General features: G+C 52.0%; 17 protein-coding genes. 2 read left to right on the forward strand and 15 right to left on the reverse strand.

Annotated features, from left to right (window positions below):
• Positions 1-32 precede the first annotated feature (32 nt).
• On the forward strand, positions 33-2,375 hold the full coding sequence (locus BLQ82_RS12980) for a sensor histidine kinase (protein WP_062520260.1): 2,343 nt from the start codon (positions 33-35) through the stop codon (positions 2,373-2,375).
• Between the two features lie 190 nt (positions 2,376-2,565).
• On the opposite strand, the gene BLQ82_RS12985 is transcribed toward BLQ82_RS12980, so the two are convergent.
• The 8 genes from BLQ82_RS12985 to BLQ82_RS13015 form a co-directional block, all read right to left on the reverse strand.
• Positions 2,566-3,594, reverse strand: coding sequence for a PTS transporter subunit EIIC (locus BLQ82_RS12985; protein WP_208810686.1), 1,029 nt, complete (start codon positions 3,592-3,594; stop codon positions 2,566-2,568).
• Positions 3,595-3,845: 251 nt separating this feature from the next.
• The gene (locus BLQ82_RS12990) at positions 3,846-5,402 is read right to left on the reverse strand and encodes an ABC-F family ATP-binding cassette domain-containing protein (RefSeq protein WP_062520262.1); all 1,557 of its coding nucleotides are present in this window, start codon (positions 5,400-5,402) and stop codon (positions 3,846-3,848) included.
• A gap of 102 nt (positions 5,403-5,504) precedes the next feature.
• Positions 5,505-6,965 carry a protein adenylyltransferase SelO gene (locus BLQ82_RS12995; protein WP_062520264.1) on the reverse strand — a complete coding sequence of 487 codons (1,461 nt, stop codon included), beginning with the start codon at positions 6,963-6,965 and terminating at the stop codon, positions 5,505-5,507.
• A 97-nt stretch (positions 6,966-7,062) separates the two neighbouring features.
• Positions 7,063-7,998, reverse strand: a complete 936-nt coding sequence (locus tag BLQ82_RS13000; RefSeq protein WP_062520266.1) for a hypothetical protein — start codon at positions 7,996-7,998, stop codon at positions 7,063-7,065.
• A gap of 95 nt (positions 7,999-8,093) precedes the next feature.
• Positions 8,094-8,222: a hypothetical protein gene (locus tag BLQ82_RS32970; RefSeq protein ID WP_280117267.1), complete on the reverse strand. Its 129-nt coding sequence runs from the start codon at positions 8,220-8,222 to the stop codon at positions 8,094-8,096.
• A gap of 23 nt (positions 8,223-8,245) precedes the next feature.
• Positions 8,246-9,115 carry an amidohydrolase family protein gene (locus tag BLQ82_RS13005; RefSeq protein ID WP_062520268.1) on the reverse strand — a complete coding sequence of 290 codons (870 nt, stop codon included), beginning with the start codon at positions 9,113-9,115 and terminating at the stop codon, positions 8,246-8,248.
• Entirely contained in the window at positions 9,102-12,272 is a 3,171-nt protein-coding gene (locus BLQ82_RS13010; protein ID WP_062520270.1) for a GNAT family N-acetyltransferase, read from the reverse strand. Before BLQ82_RS13010 ends, BLQ82_RS13005 begins: the two co-directional genes overlap by 14 nt.
• 135 nt (positions 12,273-12,407) lie before the next feature.
• Positions 12,408-12,752 (reverse strand): winged helix-turn-helix transcriptional regulator, encoded by a 345-nt coding sequence (locus tag BLQ82_RS13015; protein ID WP_062520272.1) that lies wholly within the window; start codon positions 12,750-12,752, stop codon positions 12,408-12,410.
• A gap of 105 nt (positions 12,753-12,857) precedes the next feature.
• On the opposite strand from BLQ82_RS13015, the gene BLQ82_RS13020 reads away from it, so the two are divergent.
• Positions 12,858-13,772, forward strand: a complete 915-nt coding sequence (locus tag BLQ82_RS13020) for an arginase family protein (RefSeq protein ID WP_062520274.1) — start codon at positions 12,858-12,860, stop codon at positions 13,770-13,772.
• 73 nt (positions 13,773-13,845) lie between these two features.
• On the opposite strand, the gene BLQ82_RS13025 is transcribed toward BLQ82_RS13020, so the two are convergent.
• Genes BLQ82_RS13025 through BLQ82_RS13055 form a run of 7 tightly spaced genes read right to left on the reverse strand, consistent with a single transcriptional unit; the run spans position 13,846 to position 20,235 of the window.
• Entirely contained in the window at positions 13,846-14,619 is a 774-nt protein-coding gene (locus BLQ82_RS13025) for a VOC family protein (RefSeq protein WP_062520276.1), read from the reverse strand.
• A 3-nt stretch (positions 14,620-14,622) separates the two neighbouring features.
• Positions 14,623-15,429: a pyrroline-5-carboxylate reductase gene (proC, locus tag BLQ82_RS13030; RefSeq protein WP_341874789.1), complete on the reverse strand. Its 807-nt coding sequence runs from the start codon at positions 15,427-15,429 to the stop codon at positions 14,623-14,625.
• Positions 15,430-15,446: 17 nt separating this feature from the next.
• A complete protein-coding gene (locus BLQ82_RS13035) occupies positions 15,447-16,295 on the reverse strand; it encodes a MetQ/NlpA family ABC transporter substrate-binding protein (RefSeq protein WP_208810688.1) in 849 nt (282 codons plus the stop codon).
• A complete protein-coding gene (locus BLQ82_RS13040; protein WP_062520278.1) occupies positions 16,292-17,326 on the reverse strand; it encodes a uroporphyrinogen decarboxylase family protein in 1,035 nt (344 codons plus the stop codon). Before BLQ82_RS13040 ends, BLQ82_RS13035 begins: the two co-directional genes overlap by 4 nt.
• Before the next feature lie 30 nt (positions 17,327-17,356).
• A complete protein-coding gene (locus tag BLQ82_RS13045) occupies positions 17,357-18,016 on the reverse strand; it encodes a methionine ABC transporter permease (protein ID WP_025707876.1) in 660 nt (219 codons plus the stop codon).
• Positions 17,991-19,034 (reverse strand): methionine ABC transporter ATP-binding protein, encoded by a 1,044-nt coding sequence (locus tag BLQ82_RS13050; protein ID WP_062520280.1) that lies wholly within the window; start codon positions 19,032-19,034, stop codon positions 17,991-17,993. Before BLQ82_RS13050 ends, BLQ82_RS13045 begins: the two co-directional genes overlap by 26 nt.
• 34 nt (positions 19,035-19,068) lie before the next feature.
• Positions 19,069-20,235: an amidohydrolase gene (locus BLQ82_RS13055; protein WP_244280780.1), complete on the reverse strand. Its 1,167-nt coding sequence runs from the start codon at positions 20,233-20,235 to the stop codon at positions 19,069-19,071.
• Positions 20,236-20,241 lie beyond the last annotated feature (6 nt).

Consider the following 20,241-nt stretch of genomic DNA (forward strand, 5'->3'; position numbering starts at 1 on the left):
TTCTGAATGATGAACGAAAGAGGATCATGCTCATGTTTTCGAACCGAACGAAACCCGCTTTACTTGCTGTAGCGCTTGCCGCTTTCTTTCTTTTCATGGCCGTGTATGTTCACTCGGAGACGATTCAGCATCCCTATATTGGAGCAGTCCTGGGGCGCGGCGAAGCAGGCTGGCGGGTAATCCGCGTGGACCCTTCAGGCAAAGCTGCGCTGGGACATGTGCAGCAGGGAGATCGGATGGTGTCCGTTGACGGCATTGCCGCCGAAGCCAAGTACGCAGGCCAAACCCAAACCTCGCTCACCAATGTCAGCACGGCGACCCTCCTGCATAGGGATGGCTCTGTCTATGAATTTCGAGTCCACGCTTCGAACGCCGATGTTTGGAAAAGCCTGTTTGCCATGCTGCTTGAAGCACTGCTGCTGTCCATTTCCTGGCTGGCCTACCGGGCAAATCCCGGCTCCTCCACGGTGCGTAAGTTCTCTCTTATGAATTATGTCATGGCACTGGTTATCCTGGCCGTGTATTCAACAGAGATGACTGTGTCGAATTGGATTCTTGCCCTCTCTTCTCTCTGGCTGCCTTATTTGCTTCTTTCCTTCTGTGTATCGTTTGTGCTGCGTGCCGTACCCCGGACCTGGGCAAGGGCGCTGACTGCATTTCGGGTGCTTAGTTTACTGCTCGCCTGCTGTGCCCTCTGGGCGGTAGCTCAGCCTGAGATTCCCGGTTGGATCCGGGGTATACTGCATCTTGTCCTTCTGCTGGTGCTGCTGCTGCTCCTTGCGACAGTCGCATTATATTGGGGATCATTGGACAGGGTAGAGAAAAACCATGCGTTAGTTCTCGTTGCCGGACTGGTTACCAGCCTTCTGCCTTTTCTATTGCTGTATGCCCTCCCGAATATATGGGGTGACAGGTATGTTATTGCCCCTGAGTATGCCCTCATCGGCCTTGTGCCGCTGTCTGTCATTTTCCTGTATATTTTGAACAAACGGAGTATATTGGACATGCAGTTGTACCTGCCCCGACTGTTCATTCATACTGTCTACTACGTAAGCGTATTTGTACTGTTGGCTCTGGCGTACCGGGTCAGATATCCCTATGGAGTCTCCGGTTTATTTATCTGCTTCGTTGTCGGAACCTGGGCGTACCGTAATCTAGTCCAAAGGTCGAAGAGGCACGCAGAGGGCCGGAAAAAATGGCTGGAACGCCAAACCTATAAACTATCGATTCAAGCAGTAAGCAAACGGAATATTCAGGATATTCTCAGCATGATGGGTGAAATGCTGCACCATATTGTAGATGTGGAAGGGATGTTTATCATTTGGCAGGAGGAACAGGATAAGCAGCCGATCTTTCATGGTACAGTGAAATACGGGGATATGGTTGAAGTAAATCCCATAACCGGACAAGACAACCGCTTATTGGACCGAAGCCATTGGGTACAAAATTATGATTTTGAACATGTGGTTTCTCTTACCAGTGGTGATGAAAATGCCGGTGAAGGCTATCTGTGCGTTGGCCCCAAACGGAATCAGTCCATGTTCTCCGCCGAGGAGAAGCAGTTGATTGAAGATGTGGGCAATGAATCCGTCCGGCTGTTGGTGAATGCCAGGCTGATGTCTGGAATATACAAGGAATTTCAACATTCTAAGGAGCAAAATGCAGCTTATAAGCGTGATGTCAGCGGCATCCGCGCAGCGAATTATCTGCTGCTGGAAGCCCAGCAAGCTGAACGTATCCGCCTCTCGTACCGTCTGCACGACCATCTGCTTCAGAACCTGATCTTCTTGTCCCGGGATTTGGAGGAGCTGGCCGATCAGGGAACGGTGAACGCCAGGCGTATGGCTTCCTGGCTCAAGTGCCTGAATACTTCGCAGCAGGAAATACGGCTGTTGTGTGATGAACTGTATCCCCACATCGTGGATAAAGCCGATTTGGAAGCCTCCCTGCATTGGCTGCTGCGGACTGTCAAAGAGCAGAGCGGGCTTAGCGTATCGCTTGATTATCGTTGGAACGCCGAAACACCGCCGGACACCATCTTAAAATCCAACCTGTTCCGGATCATACGCGAACTGGTTCTTAATGTACAAAAGCATGCCGAAGCCAGCCAGCTGCACATCCGCTTCATACATATACCGGCAGAAGGCATATGCTGCACCGTTAGCGATAATGGCAAAGGTTTTGACGCCACCGCTTTTTCGGAACAGAGCAGCTTTATGAGTGGCAGTCATCTCGGACTCATATCCGTCAGCAGCCAGATCGGGCATTTAGGCGGCGAGCTGGACATTCAGTCCAGGCCTGGAAAAGGGACCGTTATCACCATACGGCTTCGGCCGCAGCATTACGACTCCCAGGAGGTACAACAATATGGATGACAGTATCCGGGTCATATTGATCGATGATCATCCCTAAATGAGAAATGCTACCGCTGACCAATGATTTCCGAATCCAGAGCTATATGAGTCTTCATTCATTTACTTTGCGCTTGCATCCGCCCAAGTTCAGGCTCCATCTTCACGAGCAGCGTGGCAATCAGCGCGATTAGGAAGCCAGTCGTGCAGGCGATTAGGAAGCCGCCGAACCCGTCTCCCAGGTAGGCGGGCAAGGTTGCCAGTCCCGGAAAAGCGAAAGAGATCGCGGACGAGCCAAACATCCCGGCCATTCCGCCTCCGACGGCTCCGGCACAGCAGACGGCGACCATCGGCTTGCGATGGGCAAGTTCACACCGAACATCGCGGGCTCGGTGACTCCGAACAAGGCAGAGATGGAGGCGGATAAGCTTAAGGTTTTGATCTTCTTGTCTTTGGCTTTGAAGAAAACCGCGAGTGCCGCCCCCGCCTGTGCAATGGCAGCCGGGCCCATCAGGGCCAGAATGGTATCCGAACCAATCAAGTTGATATTGTTGATCGCAAGCGGCACCAGACTCCAGTGCAAGCCAAAGATAACCATCGGCTGAATCATTGCTCCCAGAACTATTCCCGCTCCAACCGGACTGAAAGAATACACCAGGTTGTAGCCTTGGGCGAGCACGTCCCCGGCAAGCGAGCCCACCGGTCCGAACACCAGCAGCGTCGCAGATGACACCACAACTATCGAGATCAAAGGAGTGAAGAACTCCCGAATGACCTCGGGCAACACTTTGACGCAGATTCGTTCGACATACACCAGCAAACCTACTGCTAGAATAATGGGGATGGCACTCGCCGGATAATTGACGGATGTCACGTCCATGCCGAGAAACCTTATCGTCTCATGGTCTGCAAACCGGGAGGTCAGACTCGGGTACAGCAGCACCCCCGCAATAACAACGGCGGTAAAAGGATTGGCCCTGAATTTACGGGCTGCTGTATATGCCAGAAGAATAGGAAGATAGTAGAACAGACTATCCGCCATCGCGTTCAGCACAGTATAAGTTCCTTCCGTTGTACTGACCAGCTTCAGCGCCGCTGCACCGGCCAATAGCCCTTTCATAATGCCCGCCGCGCTCAGAATATTAACAATTGGAAGAAAGATTCCGGAGATACCGTCAATAATGATATTGACCGCACTCCTTTTTGACTGTCTTACAGACGTTGCCTGATTATGTACTTTCATAGTTCCCCCTGCACTCTTTGCTTTATATGTGGCCGGACTACATTTTTGGCCTGTCTTTTAACATCTACTATAGCATAGCGGCAAGAGAGTGAGGCACCCCAACAATTAGTGTATTTCATGCAGAGCGGAGGACGCATTTTCGGCATGTACTGCACCCCATATTCCAACTCAACACAAATAACCCGTAAGAGGGCCACTTGTTCAAGCTTTCCTCTTACGGGCCACTGTTTAGACCAGCTTGTTGCCAGCCGTTAAAACACTTTCGTCGTCCACGATTCACAGTTCCACGTTTCTGTCACGATATCGCGGTAAAATTCGGGTTCATGGGAGATCAGCAGAATGCTGCCCTTATACGCCTTAAGCGCACGCTGCAGCTCGTCCTTCGCATCCACATCGAGATGGTTGGTCGGTTCGTCCAGCACCAGCAGATTTGTCTCGCGGTTGATGAGTTTGCACAGACGGACTTTGGCTTTCTCGCCGCCGCTCAAGACCGCAATCTTGCTCTCAATATGCTGGGTTGTCAGACCGCATTTGGCAAGTGCCGCCCGAATTTCAAATTGCGTAAAGGACGGGAACTCCGTCCAAATCTCTTCAATACAGGTGTTGTAGTTCGTTCCCTTGATTTCCTGCTCGAAATAGCCGATTTCCAGCAGGTCGCCGAGTCTGGCTGAACCTGAAACCGCCGGAATTTGACCGAGAATGCTGCGCAGCAGCGTGGTCTTACCGATCCCGTTGGCACCGACAAGCGCAATTTTTTGTCCCCGTTCCATTTGCAGGTTCAGAGGTCTGGACAGCGGAGAATCGTAGCCGATCACGAGATCTTTGGTTTCAAAAATCAGCTTGCCGGAAGTGCGTGCGGCCTTGAAGTTGAATTGCGGCTTCGGTTTTTCCCTGGCGAGTTCGATAACCTCCATCTTGTCCAGCTTCTTCTGCCGGGACATTGCCATATTCCGTGTAGCCACGCTGGCTTTGTTCCGCGCAACGAAGTCCTTCAGATCGGCAATTTCCTGCTGCTGACGTTTAAAAGCGGACTCAAGCTGCGACTTTTTCGCCTCGTACACCTGCTGGAAATACTCGTAATCCCCCACATAACGCGTTAGCGATTGATTTTCCATATGGTAGATCAGGTTGATCACGCTGTTCAGGAAAGGAATGTCATGAGAAATCAAAATGAAGGCATTCTCGTATTCCTGTAAATAGCGCTTCAGCCATACAATATGCTGTTCATCGAGATAGTTCGTAGGTTCGTCAAGCAGCAGGATGTCCGGTTTCTCCAGCAGTAGTTTGGCCAGCAGCACCTTGGTCCGTTGACCCCCGCTGAGATCATGCACATCCTTATCCAAACCGATATCCGTAAGGCCCAGCCCGCGGGCAGTTTCGTCGATTTTGGCGTCGATCATATAGAAATCCTGGCTTGTCAGTGTGTCCTGAATCGTTCCGACATCCTCCAGCAGCTGTTCCAGTTCCTCTGGGGTCACATCTCCCATTCTGCCGTACATGTCGTTCATCTCTTGCTCCATATCGAAGAGATATTGGAACGCCCCGCGCAGAACATCGCGAATCGATTGTCCCTTCGTCAGCACCGCATGCTGGTCCAGGTAGCCCGCCCGCATGCGCTTCGCCCATTCGACCTTGCCTTCGTCCGGCTGAAGCTTGCCCGTAATAATATTCATGAAGGTGGATTTCCCTTCACCGTTCGCGCCGATAAGGCCGATATGTTCACCCTTTAGCAGGCGGAAGGATACATCGCTGAATATCGCCCGGTCTCCAAACCCGTGACTCAGCCGTTCTACATTTAGTATACTCATGAGTTAAACACCTTTTCCTTTATACAGTATCTCGTATATTATAAAGGCTTAAGCGCCACAACTCCAGACAGGTTTTAAAATAAAAAACAAGCGTTAGCCAAATCAGGTACCGCAGAAGGTCCGGTAAGGACCGGAGCAGCTCTCAGGCAGTGTTGAGTACTCCTCCTGTTCTGGAGAGTAGGCATAGGGATTCGAAAGCACCTCAAGAAACCGCTCCATCACACTGTAGTCTTCACGTTCTACCGCTGCTTCCAGGGCCTCCTCTACCCGGTGGTTACGGGGGATCAGGGCCGGATTGCTGCTGCGCATCAGCTGCCTGGAGGCGTCTTGCGATTCTTTCTGTCTGTCCAATCTAGCCTCCCACAGCTTCTTCCACCCGGCAAATTCCTCAGTGCCAAACAGCGCCATATCTTCAGTTTTGCCCAAAGTTAGAGCTCTGAAGGTGTTGGTATAGTCCGCGCGATGCTTTTGCATCATGCCAAGAAGTTCCTCAATCAAAGATTCATCCTGCTGTTCTTCGTTAAAAATCCCCAGCTTTGCCCTCATTCCCCAAAGCCAGTTCTGGTAATACAGCTCTGTAAAATCGGAAATTGCCTCCTCCGCCAGTTGGACCGCCTGCGACTCGTCGTCATGCAGCAGCGGCAGGAGAGTTTCAGCAAACCTGGCCAGATTCCAGGCAGCAATATTAGGCTGATTGCCATAGGCATACCGGCCCTCACGGTCAATAGAACTGAATACTGTATCAAGATTATAGGTATCCAAAAAGGCGCATGGACCATAATCGATGGTTTCTCCGCTAAGGGCCATGTTGTCGGTGTTCATTACGCCGTGAACAAAGCCGGTGAGCTGCCATTTGGCAATCAGTGCTGCCTGACGTTTAATCACTTCGTGCAGCAGGGAAAGATAACGGTTAGCTGTACCTTCAGTTTCGGGATAATGTCTTTGCAAAGTGTAATCTGCCAGGGCCTTGAGATCCCCGGTAACGCCTCTTGCGGCAGCGTATTGAAAGGTCCCGACCCGCAGATGGCTGGCAGCCACCCGGGTGAGAACAGCCCCCGGCTGCTCGGTTTCCCGGATTACCGACTCACCGGTGGCGGCTACAGCCAGACTGCGGGTCGTTGGAATGCCAAGCCCATGCATCGCTTCACTGATCATGTATTCGCGGAGCATTGGCCCAAGAGCAGCACGGCCATCCCCCCGCCGGGAGTATGGTGTTCTGCCTGCCCCCTTAAGCTGAATGTCAACCCGCATCTCCTGTGGAGTGATTTGCTCCCCAATCAGCACTGCTCTGCCGTCACCCAGCATCGTAAAATGCCCGAACTGGTGCCCTGCATAAGCTTGAGCAAGCGGCTCCGCTCCTTCGGGAACTTCATTGCCTGCAAAAACTGCAGTGCCATTATCGCCGCGCAGCGCTGGACTCTTCAGCCCCAGGGATGCCGCCAGCGGATCATTAAAAATGATTAGCTTCGGTAAACGGACTGGCGTTGGCTTGATACGTGTAAACAATGCTTCCGGCAGTCTGGCATAGCTGTTGTCAAAGTTCCATCCTGTATCCACCGTCATAATGTCTCCTTTTTTCTGTCGTGCTTCAATTTCTTAGTAGTGTACACTGGTGCTCATTTATTATGCCCTGCCCACTCAGAAACCGCTGCTCTTCAATTCAAGGGATTCCCGGCACCTCTAAGGATTTCAAATAATCACTAACAGCCTGAGTTTTTGTATCGCCGTTCTTCTCCAGCAGTACCAGGAAATCATCAAGCTGAGTCAGCAGCGTACTGGCCTCAATCTGCTCAGGCCCTGCTTCCGATAGTGTGTTCTCATAAGCGATTGCCGCTTTTTCACTCATCACCTGTGTCTTAGTGTCAAACAACGGCGTCTTCGGTGAACCGTAAAAGACATACTTCTTCGCCACGCCAAAAGCTTCCTTCACAGCCGCAGCACGGTTGGAGGTTTGGTAGGTTTGCAGAAAGGCTTCGTACTCCAGCGCCCGTTCCGCGACTTTGTACCAATCGATCAGCAAAGTCCCATCCACCGCAGACGGTTGCTCCGACTCGGCAGCCATCAGCTCAAAATAAGCCTGCAAATCTTTGGTGAGATAAGGCTTGAACACTTTGAAGCTTTGGTATTGGATAACCGGATAAAAGCTGCCGCCCCCGTATTCAAGCTTATAGTCCATGGCAGACAAGTCCTGCAGAACCATGCTGGTCTGCAATTGCTTCACTTTGGAACGTGCCAGCACCATGGGCATCCCTTTGGTATAAATGCTCTTAATGTCCTTTTGAATAGCAGATGTATTCATACGTTTGGCTGCTGTGGGCAGATAGGCTTTTAGCGCATTTTCCAAATGCAGGACCGCAATATTAGCCTCTCCGGGCGTCATTTCATCAATACGGTTAACCAAGGTGCCTTGGGCCAGACTTAGGGAGGAAGGCTGCTTCACTCTCTGCTCGAACAGGAGGAAGGAAGAGGAAGACTTCGCTGCTGCGGACGCAGCCATGTTCGGGAAGGTACCGGATGCAGCAATTCCGGCACTCGTTAGGAACAGAATGGCACCCAGGCTGGCAGCTATTTTTTTAGTGAATGTGGTTTGTTTCATGAGAGCTCCTTCATAGATAATATTGAAAATATTAAAATCACAGACATCCGTCTGTGATCAGAGTATGGCTTCGCGGATTTTAGATTTCCGCCAGATTAGAGGATCAAGTCTAATGCATCCTGCGAAAACCACACTTTTTCTTTAATCTTTACTGTCGGCACTTTGAGCAGTGTGGTTTTGCCGTCCAGAATGGCGATGTTTTTGTCGATGGGAAGCTTGAGCACGTGACCTGCTTTTTTCACAATAACTATGCAATCCGCTGCCGGATACGCGGAAATAGCCCAAAGGCATTCTGGTAGAATACCTTTTCGTGATGCTGCTCCGGGACGAGCCTGCGGATGAATTCTGCGTACAGACCGATTGGCGCCAGGGGCCAGTCGGTTCCGAAGAGCATTTTCTCATAATGATCACAATAGACCAGCGCCCGGCGGAAATGATCCATGAACAGCGGTTCATTCATGAACCGTTCAAAATGAGGCCGGTCACCGACGACGAGGCCGGACAAATCAGCGTATACGTTCGGATTCTTGGCTACCACTTCAGCGGCATCCATCACCCAGGGATCTCCCAGATGACAGATCATAAAGTTAACGCCACGCTGCTGATAGGCCAATTCATCTACAGTGAGCGGATGCGAATATTTCAGCAATCCGTTCATCGAGTAGGTGTCACCGGTATGAATCACCACAGGCAAGCTGTACTTAGCCGCCAGCTCATAGACCGGAGCATAAATCCTGTCATGGACATAATGATGGTAGTATCCGGCATACAGCTTGATTCCCGCCACCTCGGGTGCCTGCATCCGTGCTTCGATCCGGTCAAGCTCTGCCTGGGCCTGCTCCCCGGTCAGCCGGTTAGGATTGATGCCGACACACTCCATCAGGAAGGGAGGAACATGTTCTTCCAGGTCAAGACCCATAGGGTTGGGTGAACTGGAATCGGGAAAAGCTCCCTTCGTCTGCTCCGTGACCCCCATTCCGATGCCTAGAATGACATCGTTCTTATCAAACTCGGCCTTGAGGCCGGCCGCAGTGTAATCAACTTTGGATAGATCACTTGCTGTCCGATGGAAGCTGTCGATGTCTGACAGATGGATATGAATATCAATGATCGGCATGTAAGGCCTCCTTCTCGTCTGCTGTATCTGAAAAGCTCAGATTAAGCAAACCCCGGACATCTTCCGGGTTCAATGCGACGGTTCCCATAATCAGAAAGGTCGGCTGTGTCCAGGCGGTTTCCCCGCTCAGAAGAGACATCTGATAATCTACACCCTGACAAATCCCTTTATTGTTCATATAAACCGCTAAGCTTTGATTAGGATAACTGCTCACCACCTGCAGCATATCCTGACGGGAAGCCGCGCCGATCCGCAAAAGTCCCTTGGATTGCAGCTGTGCCTCCAGCTTGCCGAGCGAAAAACGCCCTTGCCCCGGGACTTCTGCCCATCCTTCTGAGAAGACCTCAGGCGAAGGCCTGAAGAAGTTATCATCTGCGAACGAATAATGCGGCAGCACTTCGCCGCTTCCGTTGGTCACGGAATGCAGCACACATAGCACGGGAACACCCGGCAGCATAAGGTAATGCTGATGGATGACTATTCCCCGGTTCACTTCGTGCTTGGTAATGCTGGTAGTAACACGCAGGCCCTTCCAGACATTGCCGTACCCATCCTTCCGCTCTGTCCAATCTGTATTTCTCGGTTCCTGCTCCCGGCTGAATCCGCCTAGACGCGGGATGTCCACACCAAGTCCCCCATGCCAAGGGTTCCACCAGGAATGCGGGACCGGTTCCGGGTAAGAGGTATCCAGCCATTCTGCGCCGTTGTGCTTCAAGGAATGCACCACACTGCCAAAGCCGGGCGCAGCCGCTATGCAAAGAACCCCATTGTTCACCGTGTACACAGGACCTGCTGCACTCTCTTCTATTTCACAAGTGACGTTTCCATCGGTCTGGGGGAACCAAAGCGCCGACCGCTCCTGAATCCAATCCTCGCCGTGGTAGACAGCCCGGAGCTTCCGGCCCGGTTCTCCTTGTCCCTGGTCATTCTTGTTCTCAGTAGAAATCTCCACATGGGCTGAATGAAGGTGCTGTTCCGGGTCCAGTTCAACTACAGCCATCTGCCGTTCAGGCTCCCCTCCTTTCTGCATATGCAGTTCGAGTCTTCCGGCGAGCGGTGCCACCTTCCGTTCGATCAGCTCCGCGCTCAGCAGTCCCGCTGCAAACGGATTGCCGCCGCCAACAACCAGTTCCAGATGATTATCCAGCAACGGAACAACCGGGGTGGACAATTTTAAGGCAAAGGAGCGGAAATCAGACCACTTGCGGAAGGTGTTCAGCGCAAATATAACCGGGTTCGTTTTCACTACGGCTCCGGCAGCAATCCGGCCAAGCTCATGCTCCAAGCCGAGCGGATAATCAGAGCGGAGCAGCTTCAGGGAAGGGTCCCAACAGATCCCGCAAGTGACGTTTTCTTCCCTGCAGAACAGCCAGTTTTCTGTAATTTTAGCACTATCCCAATTCGCAGGATCGCTGGAGTATGCGTCGCCCATATCGACATAACGGCCCTGGTACGGCAGGACGAGCCGGCTCCCGAAGAAACCAAAGTTCGTCAGCAAGTGCATGTTCTCCTCCAGCACTCTGCTGCTGGTATTGCAAATTTCGCAATGAAATTCGGCAATACCGTTTGCGGACAGCTTGGCCACCGACTTGATCTGCAGGCCGGAGAAATCCCCGGACTCATATAGGGCTTCGAGAACCTGGCTCTCCCCTTCAGCATAAATTTTCACTTCTGTGGCCTGCTTTTTGGAGAATTCCTGTGAGAACGGCTTGCCCAGCTTCGGATAGTTCCACCAGAAATTGTGCCGGGAGCCGGGATACTCGATCCACATATTGTTATCCAGCTTGTTCATATGTAACGAGAATGCCCCGTTTACGGCGACCCACTGATCACCGTTTTGCCCTCCGTACCGGCCTTGCGTGCCTTTCAGCAGAACCGAGAGCTTGCTAGAGAAGGTTACCTTTTTTTGTCCAGCGGGGACAGCCGTTACCTCTACCTCATGCGATAAAAGTCCATAAGACCGCAGTCTAAACGGTGCCGGTATGGCTGCTTTGCCTTTGGCCGGTACTATGAAGCGCACCGTACGGTCCGCCCATTCCACGATATCCGTCTCCGGCCAGTCGAAGGAGAACTCAGCTTCCGCAGCAAAATGATTTTCTACATTCAGGTACAGCTTGGCCGGTATACCCGGATACAGCCCGCCTGCTTGCAGAGCCGTCTTCATCTTGACCGGGAATTTCGGCGCGATGCCCATCCGGAATTCAGCCCGTTTGCCATTGATGGCCCATGTGCTCATAACCACAGGATGGGTCTTCTTGTCGTTCTGCTCTTCCAGGACCGGGTCCAGCTCAAATTCTCCCTCTACCATTACTGTTTCTCCCGGAGCAATCGTTTGTGAGACATCCAGGGCATAGCGGATACATTTATCATCCCGGCCCTTTATCTCTATCGTCATGGCAGAGGCCGAGCGGTTTTCGATGCGATACCGGACCTTGTAAGCGAAACCAAATACAAGATCATGATCATCAATATGTGTAGAGATTGCATATTCAGGCGTATCAAGCGCGGTCAAGCCGCGGCCTGTCTTCTCAAATTCCGCCCGTAAGGCAAGCGCTCCCTTGCGCCAAGTGTAATCGAAGAAATCAAAACCCCGCTCTGTGCGGCCATCCGGCTCAATCCTCAATTCACGCGTACTGTCAGCGTACCAATCCAGTTCCTCGAAATAAGGAGCCAACGCTTCAGTCTGTAAAAGAGTCGGAATGAAGTTCATGAGGTGGACGTAATCGTCATTTTTTTCCCAGAAGAACCCGCATTTCTTGTACATCGGTACAGCCTTGGTATTGCCTGCCCAGGTAAATAAATCGAGCCGCGGCCACCCCGCTTCCACGGTCTGGCGGACGGCTTTCAGAATCAGATTGCGGCCAACCTTACAGCCATGATAATCCGGGCGCACATTCAACAGCGGTACATACATCGCGCCTTCATCCTGATGGTAGTGCGAGAAACTGCAAAAGCCGACAACCTCCCCGCCGTCAACAGCAAGAAACGCATGAAGATGAGACGATACCTCCATCATCCGGCGGACGTTGGCCTCTGTCTTCTGGTTGGTGCCGCCGCCCCAGCTATCTTTACTGCGGTTCCACATTTCTGCAAGCGCTCCCGCGTAAGAAGGGTCATATTCGATAATCCGGACCTGCTCCGCAACGGTATTTGCCATGCATTCATCTCCTTATATTCATTAGATAATGTCTATAACAACCTACTAATCCCGTTGTACTAAGTAATATTATACTATGGGATGGAAGAATATTACTAACTCTGATCCAAGCTCATAGTAACTCTACTTTTCCCTCTATCCCCTATTCTGGTTTTTTGTTCCCCACTCACACAACCCTTCCAAGACGGGTAATAGCGTTTCCGCTTTATCTGTGAGGCTGTATTCAACTTTAGGCGGAACTTGAGGATACTCCTTCCGAGTCACCATACCATCCGCTTCCAATTCTTTAAGCTGTGAACTCAAAGTTTTAAAAGTAATTGCGCCTATCTGTCTTTTCAGATCATTAAAGCGGACCGGTTGATTTTCTGCCAGGAGGTACATAATAACCATCTTCCATTTGCCGCCGATCACTGACAATGTATAACCAAAGGGTGTATCTTGAATATTTTTAACTTTACCTTTATATTCGGCCATACTCATATTCACACTATCCTTTCGGGTAGTACCTATCATATTAGTGCGTACTACTTTTTTATTTGTGCCCAGTTTATACTAACCATACTTTGATGTAAAGGAGAGCAAGAAATGACCAAAAAAACAATTCGTCTGTTAATGCCAGAGTGGCAAGGAGGGAACAATCCAAACTACTCTTTTGGTGCCGAACTGCTTGCCTGGCTGGCTCCGGACAATGATCAGCCCCTTATTCACGTACCCGTTCAAGCCTATGATGGAACCCCGCTGCACAACGAGAACGGCATGTATGGAAGAACACAGCTGCTTGAGCAATTAGAGGCTGCCCGGCATCTCATCGATGCTCATAAGCCGGACCGTATTGTAATGTTTGGCGGCGACTGCTTAGTCGAACAAGCCCCATTTGCCTATTTAAACGAACGGTACGGCGGGGAATTAGGTGTAATCTGGATCGATGCTCACAGTGACTTAGTCAGATATGCCGGGTATGACAACGGACATACTTTACCTCTAGGGAATCTTTTGGGAGAGGGAGATGAGGAGTTTGCAAGGCATGTGAAAACTCCGCTAAAACCTGAAAATGTCTTTATCGCGGGATTAGCTGCTCCTACAGAGCAAGAAATGGAAGTGATTTCAGAAGCGTTTCAAAGGCTGGGCATAGCTCCTGAAGAACAAGATACAGAGATAATTCAGAGACTGGGTATAAAAACTGCCGGAACCCAAGAGTTAATGAACAGCACTGAATCTATAAAAGAGTGGATTAAGGAAAGCGGTATTAAGCACCTGGCTATTCACCTGGACCTAGATGTGCTTGATCCAATGGCATTCCGTTCTTTATTGTTTGCCAATCCTGAAGCCCCTTATAATTATTCTCCCGCGGGAACAATGCAAATGCCCTTACTATTGAATCTGATAAAAGAACTATCGGAAGCAACAGATGTAGTTGGATTAGGGATAACGGAGCATATGCCATGGGATTCGATTAACCTGAAAAATCTGCTTGGAGAAATACCTATTCTAAATACGTAAGGTCATGAAAATACAACAAAAGCGCGCTCCCTTGCCGAGGCATCGGAGCACGCTTTCTTGTACATCCCGTCTGTTAATTCGAAGCCTGGAACACATACTCCCCTTCGCCAATCCGGATAGTTTGTCCCGCCAGCAGTTCTGAATCCGTGTCCAGGATCACCTGCATGAACCGGTTCTCCTCCCCTTTGACGAAATCGTAGAACTTGTCTCCGATCCGCAAGATCGCGGATGTCTCCGTGGACTCTGCAATATCGAGGCCAAACAAATTCGCCCAGTGCCCAGCGGCGGCGGCAGGGTCCGGCACGCGGAAGACCGCCCGCCTGATCCCGGCATGGCCTGCAGGATGCGGCCGGACAATGCCGGAAGCCGTCAGCCTGGCCAACCGCTCTTCATCCGTTCCTTTCCACTGAATAATGAACGGATAGACCAGCCCGCCGAAATCACCGGCAATGGTCATCATGCGCCATTCGATCAAGCTGCCGGACATATCCAGTCGTTTGCCGTCCATAATGGGTGACAAGCTTAATCCCGCTGCGGTTAACGAAGCTGCCATAGCCTCAATATCATCGGTACGGATCACCACCCGGCTCAGCACTTCATGTTCAGGCAAGGCTGCAACAGCGTCCCGGACAACCAGATTGTACTCCGTGGACCGGGCCAATTCGGGCGATTCAATCCCCAGAAACTCGATGTAGCTCAGACCGAAGTAGCTTAACGTATTGAAGGTGCCCCAGTCCTTATGAGAACCACCTTTAAAGGCAATCAAACCGTTTTCTCCAAAGACCTCGACGACTTGGTCCAAATCGTTGATATAATGAACCAAGTGATCCCATTGTTTACTCGCCATCGTCTATTTCGCTCCCAGTTCAGTCGTTCGCTTGACCGCTGCCATTACGCTGCGCTGCAGTCCGGCCGCGAAATCGCTGTTGTTCAGTTCGTACAGACCGTGCATCCCCACCCCGCCCGGAGAGTTGTTGATGTCCAGCAGCTGTCTGGGGTGCAGCCCCGTCTGCCGCAGCATAAGCACGGCTCCAGCCATATTCTCCAGCGCAACATTCCAGGCCTGCTCACGCGGCAATCCCGCCAGCACGCCGGCATCCACAAGGGATTCAATAAAATAATAGATGTAGTTCGGTCCGGCCACCCCGTATCCGGTGAAGACATCCAGGAGCGCTTCCTCCATATACTGGACTTTGCCGAACCCAAGCAGAAACTCGTCCACCTGCTGCCGTGAAGCACCGGCGTTCAGGACGACCCCGCTGTAGCCGTAGCCCGTATCCGTCAGTGTATTTGGAATGACCCTGACGATCGGCCGTCCGGCTCCGAAAACTCCGGCCAGCTTCTCCAGCGTCAGACCGGCCACGATCGAAACGATCACGGCATTGGGCGCAGCGAGCCGGGTTACAGCTTGTCCCAGCTCGTCCAGTGCATCCTGCGGCCGCACAGCCAGCACAATCAGTCCGGCTTCCGCAAGATACGCTTCCTGGCTCCGGCCCGTATCCACGCCATAAGCCTTGGCCAGCACCTGAAGACGCGCCTCATTGATATCCGTAACACTTATCCGGCCGGCAGCAATGGTCTGATTGGCTGTGATGGCCCGGATGATCGCCTCCGCCATCTGTCCGCCTCCGATAAAATGAATCCGTTGCTCGATCAACGTCTTCCCTCCTCTGTTTAGTTGTTCTTCCACGCTTCCGGCAGAATGAATCCGTCGTATTTCTCCAATCCTGTAATGTATTCCTCGAACTCTTTGGACTCGTAGGCAGCCTTCAGATCCTTGGCCCACTGCGTATTCTCATCCTTCCGGTTCACGGATACGATGATGCGGTGCTGCATAGGTGTATTTTCAATTTTGAGTGCATCGGTAATTTTCTTGCCGGCGCTGGCGATGTAATTTCCGTTAATTACGCCGTAATCCACATCCTGCAGGGATACCATAATTTGCGCCGGGTCGAGAATTTTAATATCGATCTTATATTTATCCGGCTCCATGTTGTTGATATTGAAATCTGCCAGGTTCGAGCCTTCTTTAATCTTGACCCAGCCCAGCTCTTCCAGGATGCGGAGCGCCCGCTCCTGGTTAACAGGGTCGTTGGGAACAGCCACCGTTGTGCCGTCCTTCACATCGTCTAACGTCGTGTGCTTGACAGAATAGATCCCTTGCGGCGCACCAGGCACATAGGCGATTCCAACCATATCCGCGCCAATTTCGCCATTGATGGCTTCCATATACGCTGTGCTCTGGAAGATGCTCGCATCGATCGTGCCTTCCTTCATCGCCGGGTTGACCTGCATATTTTGCGAGAAGGTCTTAATATCAACCTTGTAGCCCTGCTTTTCCAGAATCGGCAGAATCGCTTGGCGGAACTGCTCCTCATAGGTGCCGACCCCAAATCCTACAACAATCTCCTTCTTCTCACCTTCTGCGGCACCGGCTTTCGAGCTGTCCGCAGCATTGTTGGAACCGCAAGCCGTCAATATCAGAACGAAGCCAATCAGGAACAGGGACATTGCTTTTTTCATACAGTGATCTCTCCTTCAAATACAGATTTTTTTAACTGTACTAGCGCTTCGTCGGTAACACTAAGTGGAATGGCGCAGTTGGGAGCGAGTATAAACGGTTGGTCCTTCATCTGACTCAGTGCTGCCGAAGCTTGCTGCTGAATTTGCGAAATGTCGTTAGCGGCAAACAGAGCGTGATCGACCCCGCCAACCTTCGTCGCTGTCAACGCGGCTTCCAGCCCCGGGTTTCCTTCAGCCTTCGTATCCCAGCTGATCCCGTCGATCGGATAGTCGTTGAACCGCTCGGGATGCGCATAAGCTCCACAGGTATGGAGCACATTTTTTCCGTAGCTGGCAGCGTCCAATACAATATTGTCATAAGGTCTCGAAAATTCGTTGAACAACGCCTCATCGAACATCCCTGGGTGCGCAGTCCCCGTCACCGCATAGAACAAGCCGTCTGATCCAGCCTGCTTCAGCTCCTGTACATAATCGGCCATGGTCAGGGAGATCGCATGCAGCGCATGATGCGCCGCCGCCCGGTGCTCTTTGAACAAGGAATCCAGCGTCACCGGCTGTTCGATGCCGAATACGGTCGGGTACACATAAGCGGAACGCCCGACAATAAACAGCAGCACCGTCAACGGGGAGAAGACGGTCTGGATTAAAGGGGTATCCGGCAGCCCCCGGCGGATTTTGGCTACAGCCTCAAGCTGCTCCAGCAGAGGGGCTGATTGTGTGGCCTTTTTCACTTCAAGCTGCCACAGCTGGGCTGCTGCCGGAACCACCGTTGTAAGCTGCCGGGGAAATACGGCCCTATAATGGCCGAAATCATATTCATTCCCCCAAGCTTCGGCTAAATAGGTGGCTCTGGGGTTGATCTTAACCCAGTCCCAGTCATATTGCTTAGTAAAAGCGATGGTCGTTTCGGCCAGATCGTCCGCATTCTGCTCTCTGTCAATGAAGTGGCGCCAGCCGCTGACGATGGGCCGGTCCGCCCGCTCCCCCGATAAAATAGCCTGAAACCGTTCCTGTCTGCTCCATGTACTCACTTTGTTTGCCTCCTTTTGTTAGGACAGTTCCTAATACCGGCGGATCTTTCTCGCCAGCGAGTTGCCCAAAGATTGAATTCCCTGTACGAAAATAACAAGTATCACCACGGTCGCAACTACAACCACAGTGTCAAACCGTTGGTACCCGTACACAATCGCCAAGTCTCCGACACCGCCGCCGCCGACCGTTCCGGCCATAGCCGTTGCGCCAATCAATCCGATGGTTGCCGTGGTCAAGGACAGAATCAGCGAGCCGACAGCCTCCGGCAGCAGAAAGTAGCGGATAACCTGAAACGGTGTGGCCCCCATCGATTCCGCCGCTTCCATAATGCCCGGATTCACCTCAAGCAGGGAATTTTCGACCAGACGTCCGATATACGGCGCGATATACAGGATGAGCGGCACGATTGCGGCGTTCGTCCCGATGGAGGTGTGGACAATCATCCGGGTGAACGGAATAATCGCGACCAGCAAAATGATAAAGGGCAGAGAACGAATGATGTTGATGACCGGATTAAGCAAGGTATAGAGCAGCTTGTTCTCCAGAACACCCCCGGGACGGGTAACAACGAGCAAGATGCCGATGGGGATTCCGATCAACGAGCCTACGAACAAGGACATCCCCACCATATAGACCGTATCGATGATGGCTTGTATAAACTGCTCACTGGTCACTGTTGTTGAGAACATGCTTATCCACCTCCTCCAAATCGATTTCTCTGCGCTTCAGGAAGTCCAGCGCCTTGTCCATTTCCTCTGAACTCCCCTGAAGTTGAATGATCATCGTCCCCAGTGTGGTGTCCTGAATCTCCGTCATATTGGCAAACAGAATATTGACCTTGACATCACTTGCGCGGATCAGTTCGTACAATACCGGCTCCGACGCGCGTTCCCCGAAGAATTCCAGCTTGTACATGCGGCTTCCCTCATCTGTAGTCAGAGTTTTCCGCATACTGCTTGTCATACTGGTCTGAATAACCGTACTCACAAAATTTTGTGTTGTCGGATGCTGCGGATGCCCGAATACCTCCAGCACGCTGCCCTGCTCAATGATCCGGCCGCCTTCCATTACCGCCACCTTATTGCAAATCTCCTGGATGACAGACATTTCATGGGTAATAATCATGATCGTAATATGATATTCCGCATTAATCTTCTTAAGCAATTGTAAAATAGAGCGGGTCGTCTGCGGGTCCAGCGCCGAGGTCGCTTCATCGCATAACAGCACTGAAGGGTTTGAAGCCAGCGCACGGGCAATTCCCACCCGCTGCTTCTGTCCACCCGACAATTCGCTCGGGTAGCTCCCTGCTTTGTCGCTCAAGCCAACGAACTCGAGCAGTTCCATGACGCGCTGGTGAATCTCGTTTTTATTCTTTTTGAGCAGCACAAGGGGAATTGCCACATTGTCAAAGACCTTTTTGGATTCCAGCAGGTTGAAATGCTGAAAGATCATGCCGATATTTTTTTTGGCGGCACGCAGCTCTTTATCGCTGTACGCTCCCAAATCATGCCCGTCGACAAACACCTGTCCTTTCGTCGGCCTTTCCAAGTAATTGACCAGCCGGATCAGCGTGCTTTTGCCAGCACCGCTATAGCCGATCACTCCGAAGATATCGCCTTTATCAACCTTCAGCTGAACACCCTTAATGGCATCATTTGAGATTCCCTTGCGGAGATACGTCTTGTAAACGTCTCTTAATTCGATCATCACCATTCCGCTCCTTTCATTAGATGTCCTGGGGCTAAGCCTGCTCCTTCAGCTGCACCAGCGCCCGCTCGGCCAAGAGTGCAAAATAACGGGCGGCAGGAAGAAGAGCAGCTTCGTCCACGTCAAAACGCGGATGATGCAGTGCATAAGCGGGACCCGTGCCGATATTTACAAAAGCGCCCGGTATTTGCTGCAAATACAGCGCAAAATCTTCTCCCCCCATTTGCGGCGGGATGTCGTGTACCTCATATCCTGCCTGCCCGGCGATCTCTTTGCAGAAGTCAGCCCAGACGCCGTAGTTGATCGTCGCCGGCGGTCCCGGAGCCCAAAGCAGCCGTGCCTTCGCTCCGGCGGCTCCAGCGATGCCTTCAATGATGCGGGTGATCTTCTCCGGCATGCCTGCGCGAATTTCTTCATTATAAGTACGTACCGTACCCTCCAGTTCCACCCGTTCCGGCAATACGTTCCAGGTATGGCCTCCGCTGATCCGGGTGACACTCAGCACTACCGTATCCCTGGCACCGCATTGACGGCTGACGATGGTTTGGAGCGCGGTAATGATCTGGGCTGCCGTTACGATCGCGTCCACGCCATTCTCCGGAGTGGCGGCATGAGCGCCTATTCCTTCCACCGAAATTTCAAACCGGTCCACCCCCGCCGTTAATGGTCCTGTTCTCGTTCCGAAGGTTCCCGCCGGCAGTTCGGGCGAGTTATGCAGCCCGAATATTGCAGCTACATTGCCCAGTCCTCCCGAAGCCAGCACGCTCTCGGCGCCATGACCGGTTTCCTCCGCTGGCTGGAACAAAATTTTCACGCTGCCCGGCAGCTCGGCTTCACGTTCTTTCAGCAGCATCGCGGCTCCCAGTATGACCGCTGTATGAAAATCGTGGCCGCAAGCGTGCATTTTCCCCGGAATTTCCGACGCAAACGGCAATCCGGTCTTCTCCTCAACCGGAAGCGCATCGATATCGCAGCGGATCGCCACGACCGGCCCTTCACTCTGCCCGACTTGGGCAATAAGCCCGGTTGGCAGCGGAAGATCCAAGACGGAAATATGAGCCTCGGCCAGCCATGTCCGCAGCTTGTCCGTTGTCTTAAATTCTTCGTAAGATAATTCCGGCTCGCGATGCAGACTTCTGCGAACGCCAATCAGCTGTTGCTCCAGTGCTTGCATCATTTCATCCTGCGGTTTCACCGGCATCATGTT

Origin of the sequence: Paenibacillus jilunlii (genome assembly GCF_900102965.1) — a bacterium.
GTDB classification, from domain to species: Bacteria; Bacillota; Bacilli; order Paenibacillales; family Paenibacillaceae; genus Paenibacillus_AQ; species Paenibacillus_AQ jilunlii.

What these genes read in the sequence shown, in the direction of transcription:
- BLQ82_RS13015 (WP_062520272.1), bottom strand. Translation starts at nt 12,752, where the DNA reads ATGAGTATGGCCGAATATAAAGGTAAAGTTAAAAATATTCAAGATACA.
- BLQ82_RS13020 (WP_062520274.1), top strand. Translation starts at nt 12,858, where the DNA reads ATGACCAAAAAAACAATTCGTCTGTTAATGCCAGAGTGGCAAGGAGGG.
- BLQ82_RS13025 (WP_062520276.1), bottom strand. Translation starts at nt 14,619, where the DNA reads ATGGCGAGTAAACAATGGGATCACTTGGTTCATTATATCAACGATTTG.
- BLQ82_RS12980 (WP_062520260.1), top strand. Translation starts at nt 33, where the DNA reads ATGTTTTCGAACCGAACGAAACCCGCTTTACTTGCTGTAGCGCTTGCC.
- BLQ82_RS13055 (WP_244280780.1), bottom strand. Translation starts at nt 20,235, where the DNA reads ATGCCGGTGAAACCGCAGGATGAAATGATGCAAGCACTGGAGCAACAG.
- BLQ82_RS13000 (WP_062520266.1), bottom strand. Translation starts at nt 7,998, where the DNA reads ATGAAACAAACCACATTCACTAAAAAAATAGCTGCCAGCCTGGGTGCC.
- BLQ82_RS13010 (WP_062520270.1), bottom strand. Translation starts at nt 12,272, where the DNA reads ATGGCAAATACCGTTGCGGAGCAGGTCCGGATTATCGAATATGACCCT.
- BLQ82_RS13045 (WP_025707876.1), bottom strand. Translation starts at nt 18,016, where the DNA reads ATGTTCTCAACAACAGTGACCAGTGAGCAGTTTATACAAGCCATCATC.
- BLQ82_RS13050 (WP_062520280.1), bottom strand. Translation starts at nt 19,034, where the DNA reads ATGATCGAATTAAGAGACGTTTACAAGACGTATCTCCGCAAGGGAATC.
- BLQ82_RS13035 (WP_208810688.1), bottom strand. Translation starts at nt 16,295, where the DNA reads ATGAAAAAAGCAATGTCCCTGTTCCTGATTGGCTTCGTTCTGATATTG.
- BLQ82_RS12990 (WP_062520262.1), bottom strand. Translation starts at nt 5,402, where the DNA reads ATGAGTATACTAAATGTAGAACGGCTGAGTCACGGGTTTGGAGACCGG.
- BLQ82_RS13005 (WP_062520268.1), bottom strand. Translation starts at nt 9,115, where the DNA reads ATGCCGATCATTGATATTCATATCCATCTGTCAGACATCGACAGCTTC.
- BLQ82_RS12995 (WP_062520264.1), bottom strand. Translation starts at nt 6,965, where the DNA reads ATGACGGTGGATACAGGATGGAACTTTGACAACAGCTATGCCAGACTG.
- BLQ82_RS12985 (WP_208810686.1), bottom strand. Translation starts at nt 3,594, where the DNA reads ATGAAAGTACATAATCAGGCAACGTCTGTAAGACAGTCAAAAAGGAGT.